Annotated in this window: 8 protein-coding genes; 2 read left to right on the top strand and 6 right to left on the bottom strand. The window is 34.5% G+C overall.

Annotation, left to right across the window (positions count from 1 at the left end):
• The 6 genes from CXF64_RS12120 to CXF64_RS12095 form a co-directional block, all read right to left on the bottom strand.
• A partial coding sequence (locus CXF64_RS12120) for a hypothetical protein (protein ID WP_157823668.1) occupies positions 1-205 on the bottom strand: 205 nt, incomplete at its 3' end.
• Entirely contained in the window at positions 192-1280 is a 1089-nt protein-coding gene (locus tag CXF64_RS12115; RefSeq protein ID WP_101217133.1) for a nucleoid-associated protein, read from the bottom strand. The genes CXF64_RS12115 and CXF64_RS12120, both read right to left, overlap by 14 nt.
• Positions 1281-1661: 381 nt before the next feature.
• On the bottom strand, positions 1662-3428 hold the full coding sequence (locus CXF64_RS12110; protein WP_101217132.1) for a replication endonuclease: 1767 nt from the start codon (positions 3426-3428) through the stop codon (positions 1662-1664).
• Positions 3429-3431: 3 nt separating this feature from the next.
• A complete protein-coding gene (locus CXF64_RS12105; protein ID WP_101217131.1) occupies positions 3432-3725 on the bottom strand; it encodes a hypothetical protein in 294 nt (97 codons plus the stop codon).
• Positions 3718-3963 (bottom strand): helix-turn-helix transcriptional regulator, encoded by a 246-nt coding sequence (locus CXF64_RS12100; RefSeq protein WP_008170945.1) that lies wholly within the window; start codon positions 3961-3963, stop codon positions 3718-3720. The genes CXF64_RS12105 and CXF64_RS12100 overlap by 8 nt, the downstream gene beginning before the upstream one ends.
• Positions 3964-4061: 98 nt before the next feature.
• Positions 4062-5021, bottom strand: a complete 960-nt coding sequence (locus tag CXF64_RS12095; protein WP_101217130.1) for a hypothetical protein — start codon at positions 5019-5021, stop codon at positions 4062-4064.
• 366 nt (positions 5022-5387) lie between these two features.
• Between CXF64_RS12095 and CXF64_RS12090 the strand changes: the two genes are divergently transcribed.
• Positions 5388-6089, top strand: coding sequence for an AHH domain-containing protein (locus CXF64_RS12090; protein ID WP_101217134.1), 702 nt, complete (start codon positions 5388-5390; stop codon positions 6087-6089).
• Positions 6086-6676, top strand: a complete 591-nt coding sequence (locus CXF64_RS12085) for a hypothetical protein (protein WP_101217129.1) — start codon at positions 6086-6088, stop codon at positions 6674-6676. The genes CXF64_RS12090 and CXF64_RS12085 overlap by 4 nt, the downstream gene beginning before the upstream one ends.
• The last annotated feature ends 14 nt before the right edge of the window (positions 6677-6690 follow it).

The following is a 6690-nucleotide window of genomic DNA, read 5'->3' as shown; positions in this document are numbered from 1 at the left end:
TTGCTTCAACAAAATCTATTTGTAAGTCAAAGTTTCTAAATTCAGTACTGTGGTCAATAATGACTATAAGTAAGTTAGCTTGTTTCTCAGACAGAATTAATTCTTTAGAGTCAACTAAAGATAACGTTCCATTTAAACATGCAAATGAATCAGGCTCAGTTAAATATAATTCGACTGTGGATTCAAATAGTTTAAGAGCGTTCATTTACATCTATTTTGTTGTTATTTAATAAGGTTGCTTGATATATAGCCTCTTTGACCTCAAGGGTAATCATTTCACCTTTGATAATTACATCATTAGTTTCTTTATTAAAAAGAATTGGTTTATTTGAATCCGAGGAAGATCCAACCAGGCCTATTTTGTCTTGATTAAAATTAAAATTAAAAACTTCAGTTGAGTAGTATATGTTTGCAAGCTTATTAACATTATCCTTTCTAGCCTGAAATGTAGCAGGCATTTCATATTTCTCTTGTTTACTAAACGCCAAGAAACTTTCTTTTTCTTCTTGTGAACACGTATCTGGGAGGTATGAAACAGCTATTTCTTCAATTTTTGAAAGGTGAACTTCTTTATCAATATTATCAGATAAATATTTGACGAGTTGGGCTCTAGCATTCTTTAATGAGGAGTTGTCTACTTTAAACTGAGTTAAAAAATCTCGTAAAACAATAGGAGCTTTGTTTACAGCTCTGGCTGGTGTGATTCTATCAATACACCCAAATGCATTAGCAAAATAGTCTGTATCTTTGCCTTTACCTATAAAGCTAAGGTAATTTTTTTCGTAATTGCCATTTAATGACTTTAAGTAGCCACTTGTATTCACATCAACAGCTTGATGTAGTTTGCTTAGATCTACATGAATTTCTTTAGTCGGTTTTAAGTTTGTTAACTTTATACCTGCTGTATTTTTTATCATAGCAGCCATAAATCTAGTATCATTATATGACCCATATTCAATGAAGCAAATATAGCCACCTTTACTATTTGTATGGTTAATCTCTTTGTGTAATGACTGCATTGTAGCGTTTGTGAGACTAAGGAATAAGTTACTTCTTTTGCTTTCATCTACTTCATTATTTAAATCTATCAAACCTTTTGGAAAATCTCTATTTTCCTTAAACTGTCCCCATAGCACCGCTGTACGGTTTTCTTTTATTTTTATAAGCTGTGTTGCTAAATCAAGAATGATAGAGTTATCTAAATCCAGTAAATCAGTGGCAATATCTGGTTTTTTATCTTTGAAAAGTTCATGGATTACGAATCTTTGAATCACAGCCATTTTTTAATCCTTTTTATTAGTGTGATGATTTTAATTTAAATTAAACTGGTTGTACATACAGTACTTAACTGTAACTAACAACTACATAAGAACAATAAAGCTTTTCCTTTTAAAATTATAGTAATTTACTTGATTTAGAAGTAATTCATAAGAAAGTACAGTTATTTACAGAACTCCAAGTTAAGATCTTTTTTGCCAATCTGGCAAATAGTGAACTAAAGGTTATTTTGGGCTTTGAGATGGTATTTGATGTGATCTAAAGCTCAATAGGTAGCTTTAGCTATTTGAAAGATTGTATTTAACTGCAATTTTCTATAAAAGTGATAGCTTTAGCTCTTTTTAGATAATAGGGAGCTTTAGCTAATACATTATAGCTTTAGGTTATGCTTTTTCGACCTTCCATGAATAGTGCCTTGTGATTATAGCTTTACCAGCGAACCATAAGCCTTTTACTTTGAGAATGAGTTCACCATCGTAATAGCTTTGTAAGCACTCGCCCGTTTCCTCAACAATGTTTAAATCGTAATGTAATTTGATAGGTCTATCTTTTAGCTTTATGTGTAAACCGCCCATAGCGAGTATGTAGCCTTTCCAATCGCTATTATCAGCAGCAAAGCGAGCTTGTTCTAATAGGCTGTATTTTTTATCCTTAAACATAGAGCGCAAACGTCTTAATTCGCGCCATACAGAAACGCTAGCGCCGCCAATTTGTTGGAACTGGCGAATACACCAACACGATGCCCACGCATCAATACGTTGTGCTACAAGTAGCGAATCGTTACCGAATTTATCTTCACCTACACCTTCACCATCTATATTTTTCGCTATGTATTTTAAAATATAGCCAGTTGCAGAGCCTTTGTTTGGGTCAATTTGTTTAAAGTCACAGCGGTTTTCCGCTGCGCCTTTTTCGTCACCATCAACTTCTAACGCGTAATGGCGAATAATTGCCTTTAATGCGTCAAGCTTTTCGCTCTCAATAAAAAACAGCATATGCCAATGCGGTGTGCCGTCATGTTGTGGTTCTGCTACACGAAAACCATAAGGCGCAATATTTTGACGTTTAAACTCTGCACGGGCTTTTTGCCATTGGTGGTTTAAATAGCTATTGGCTTCATCAGGCATAAAACCTTCCCACTTAGGGTTTGCAGCTCCCGACTTTGAAAAGGCACGATGGTATTTAGAAGGGCACGTAACTGTAATAAAAAGTGCTTCATGGCCTAGCTCTTTCGCTAGGTCTTCAAAGCCTCTTGCACGACATAGTAATTCATCCTTTCGTATCTTAGGGTTTGATACATTTAGGTCGGATATTTCTTTTAACGAGTAGCGTTGCCCTTGCTCGTTAAGTATGTAAGTTGAGCTAAGTAACTCATCATTTCGTTGGCGCTGAGTAATGCGATTTTGAGTTGTTATATTACTTGCATAGATTTCCCTTTTTCTGTTCACGAAATTTAAATGCAGGGCTGCTTTTTCGTTTGCTTGAGTAATGAGTTTACGAAACTTTCGTAACCACCAACGATTATCAATATAGCGTTTTATACAACCTGATATTTTAATATTGTTTTTAGGCTCTATAGGCGAAACACCAAACTTAATTGCGTAGTTTGATAAAAAATCAAAAAGGGCTTTTTGCTTGGCATCAGCGAATTCGCCACTAATTTCGGTATTAGCAGAGCGAAACACAGCGGATTTTTCACTATTAGTTTCGCTATCAGTAATTTCACTACTACGAAACTCATGCGAAACGATTCGCTTTAGTTCGCTATCATTTCGCTGTTTGTGTTTAGCTTGATAGTAAAGAAAGTTAACTTTTTCGGGGTTAATGGCAATCTGGCGGCAATAGTTTGCACACTCTTTCGCTATGTTATTAATGTCATCATCAAAGCAAAAAAAGAGGTGAGCGAGTTTTTTAGGTAAGAGTTTATAAAGCTTATTCGTGGTATCTAAAATATGACGGTTGCGCTCGAAGTTGTTAGGTTTATTAAAAGCATCAGTTAAAATTGTACTTTTAATTTTATTGGAAAATGGCGCTAATTTTTTAGTTAAAAACGCCGCATCGTACCTATCAACGAGTGCTAAATACGGCGTTAAAATATCGTCTTGTTCATTAATCGCTTTTGCAATTAATGTTTCTCTAAAAGTACCCATTGGTTATTTGGGGTTAGCGTAAGCAAATAAAAAACCACGCCCTTTTTTAGTCAAAAAGTAATGTTCATATTTAACGCCAAAATGATAAATTATTTCACTTGTTACAAGCTCTTCATCAACGAGTTTATCAAGTGTACGCGTATCAAATTTAAATGGCTGGCCATGCTTATTAACATAGGTATGTAGCCCATTCTTTTGGCGATATGAATAACCAATTTCACGGCAAATTTCGAAATAGGTATTTTCTAACGATAACCAAATTAGTAGTCGAGTTTGCTCTTTAGTTAACTTAGGCATGATCACCCCCGTTAGGGTTTTGACCCAAATGCTCTAAGCGACAAAAGTTATTTAACCAGTTATCTAAATCATCTTTTAAATAACGAACAGTGCGGCCAATTTTAATAAATGGCGGGGCAGGGGTTCTATTAGTGCGGTTGCCTTCCATACGTGATTGACGTAAAAAAGAGCGACTCATACCGATATACTCGGCTGTTTCTATTTCTGATAATGCGCGTTTGTTTGTGGTGGTTGGCATAAGTGCCTCCTGAGTTATTAACGTTTCAGGAGGTGTTTTACAATGCAGATTTTTTTAAATGAGCTAATTCAGGAATTGAATGAGCTTATACGGGAATTTTAAATGTTGTTGTTAGGAAAAAGTTCTTTTCTAACTTTAGTTAGCCTATTTGAGAAAGAACTAAAGCTCATTGGCTTTTTTGGTTTACCACTTCTATCTTTCCAATTTATATGAGTGCCTGATATTTCAATAAGCAAATTATGTTTATCAAATACTCTGTACTCTTGAAGGTCATCTAATTCGCGCTCAAGGTTACGCCAATAGCCTTTTGCTGTGAGTTCTGGTTCTGCACCAACAAGCCTAATTAATAAATCGTAAAAATCATCAGAACGTGTTTTAGGAGTTTGATTAGATACTACAAGCGGGGTAAGTGATGGTGTTATTTCTATCGGTGATTTCATTTGCGATTCAGCAATACCCGCTTTAACTAGTTCAGAATGTAAAATACAAGTATCGGCTAATTCAAAATTAATCCCTACTGAGTAAAACTGTACCTTAGGTATTTTGGCATCAAACTCTTTTTCATATTCGCTTGGTTTAGATTGCTTATTACTGAGTGTTTTAATGCTACTCATAGCATTTTTGAGGGTATGCGCTATGTGTTCTTGCTCTTTTGGAAACAGCTTTGCAGGAATTCTGTCCCAACTAATATTGCTGGGCTGCTTTGGTTGCCATGTATGTAAAAAGGCATTAGGTGTTTTTGATTCAAAAGGATAGTCATAATTTGCGCTAACTATCTTATCTTTATTCAGTAACCAGAAGTATTTACAGTTAGTTTTATGCTTTGAGAGGAGTGTTAGCTGATCCTTTTGAGTGATACTTGCAAAGCCACTATATTTGACAGAGGCATATCCAATAAAGCCGTTACCCTTCGCCCAGCCACCGATAATGAATTTATTATCGGTGAGTCTAAAAGCTAAATCGAGCTTTGAGTTTTCAACTAAATAAAGCACATCACTAAAAGATAAATCGAACCGTTTTTCAAGTTCATCTAATCGGTAATACTCTTTTTCAATCATTAATTATTTCTACTCATTTATGGGTAAGCTAAATAAAATTTAAACTATCAGAAAATTAATTAGGGATCATTAATCTAAAAGTATTTATGGTGTTAGTTGTGCATTTAATTTTCATTTAACCTAAGTTGAAACGATATAAAAGTGGTAGTGGTTAAAGTAATTATTATATGTTGTTAGATTTTACTTTAGAAAAGTGAGGTTTTCATATTTATAACATTACTAGATCTAAGTATATAAAGCTTAATTATTTTCGAACCTCACGTTAAAGTAATTTTATATAACGATAATACGCTAGTTAATAAATGGCTTGCGTTTTGATTAGGGCTATATTAGATTCACCACATTGAAATAATGGACTATTTTACTATGCAATTACAAAAAACGTACCCTAGACCCGAACGTCCTTCAGATCCATCTCCGCTAGCAATGGCTATTTATAACTTCGAATTAAAAGCAAAGAAGTATCACGAGGAGGCTAACAAGCAAAACCCCGATACTGAGAAGTTAAAAAAACTAGTTAAAGATTATGATCATCTACAAGCAGAAAAAAAGCGTATCGAATCTGTATCTATTGCGCAAATAGCACTAAAAGAATACCGAGAATTAAACTCATCAGCTGCGCAGTTTGAACTTGCTGAAGAACAGCATCATCCAACAAATACACTTGCGCGTTACTTATTTTCAGTTGGTGAGCCTAAGCCTACAAAAGAGCATGAAGCACATCATATTATTTCAGGTAAAGGGCGATACAATCAACAAGCTATATTACGAGCAAGGTTAAACCTTCATATGGCAGGTATAGGAATTAACGATCCACACAATGGCATTTGGCTTATTAACTTTGTTAAAAATAAAGCCCATGACTGGGCTACAAAGGATGCACCACCACACAGGAAAATACATAGATACAATTATGAATCATGGATAGGTGGTAGCCTAGGTGGGGACATGAATGAAAATAAAGCTTTATTTATGAATAAACTACGAAATGTAAAAGTTGCAATTAGGACTGGTACGTTGCCAAGTAAAATATTTGAGAAAATAGATAAGCAGTGGAAAGGCATATGAATGTATATCAATTAAGAAAGCCAACAAATGCTTACGATGTGATTAACCTTGATATAATGGAAATGTCAAAACAGATAGTTAAGAACTCGAATAAGCCTATGAGCGATAATATTATTCAAATCGTTATGAATGATGTTCCTAAAGGAAAAGCTACATTATCAGAGTTATCTCCTAATGGCTTTGAATGTAAGCATGAGCCAAGGGCAAAAAAGCAAAACTATGACGTTAATTTATACGGCTCATTTTTAGTGCTGAATGATTCTGCTTATGAGTGCTTAAATGCCTCTTTAAGTGAATTTGGTGAGTTCATTGATTTAAAGACTAATGGTGATAACTTATATTTGTTCAATCCATTAATATTCGCTCAAGAGGATTTGAGCCTAACAGAAAGAGCATACCTAGATGGCTTTGAAGATGGGCTAAAGTCACTTGTTTTTGATGATGAGGATATAAGTAAGAAGCTTATTTTTAAATCGAAAATGCAATCAGGTCTTTCACTTTACTGCACCGACGATTTCAAAAGACTAGTTAACGATAATAATTTGACAGGGCTAGTTTTTAATACCGATTTACTGACATATTTCTAAACTATCACTAATAC

This window comes from Pseudoalteromonas sp. GutCa3, from assembly GCF_002836155.1.
Lineage (GTDB): Bacteria > Pseudomonadota > Gammaproteobacteria > Enterobacterales > Alteromonadaceae > Pseudoalteromonas > Pseudoalteromonas arctica.
Note: the sequence above shows the minus strand (reverse complement) of the source record. Positions and strands in the feature narration are given on the sequence as shown.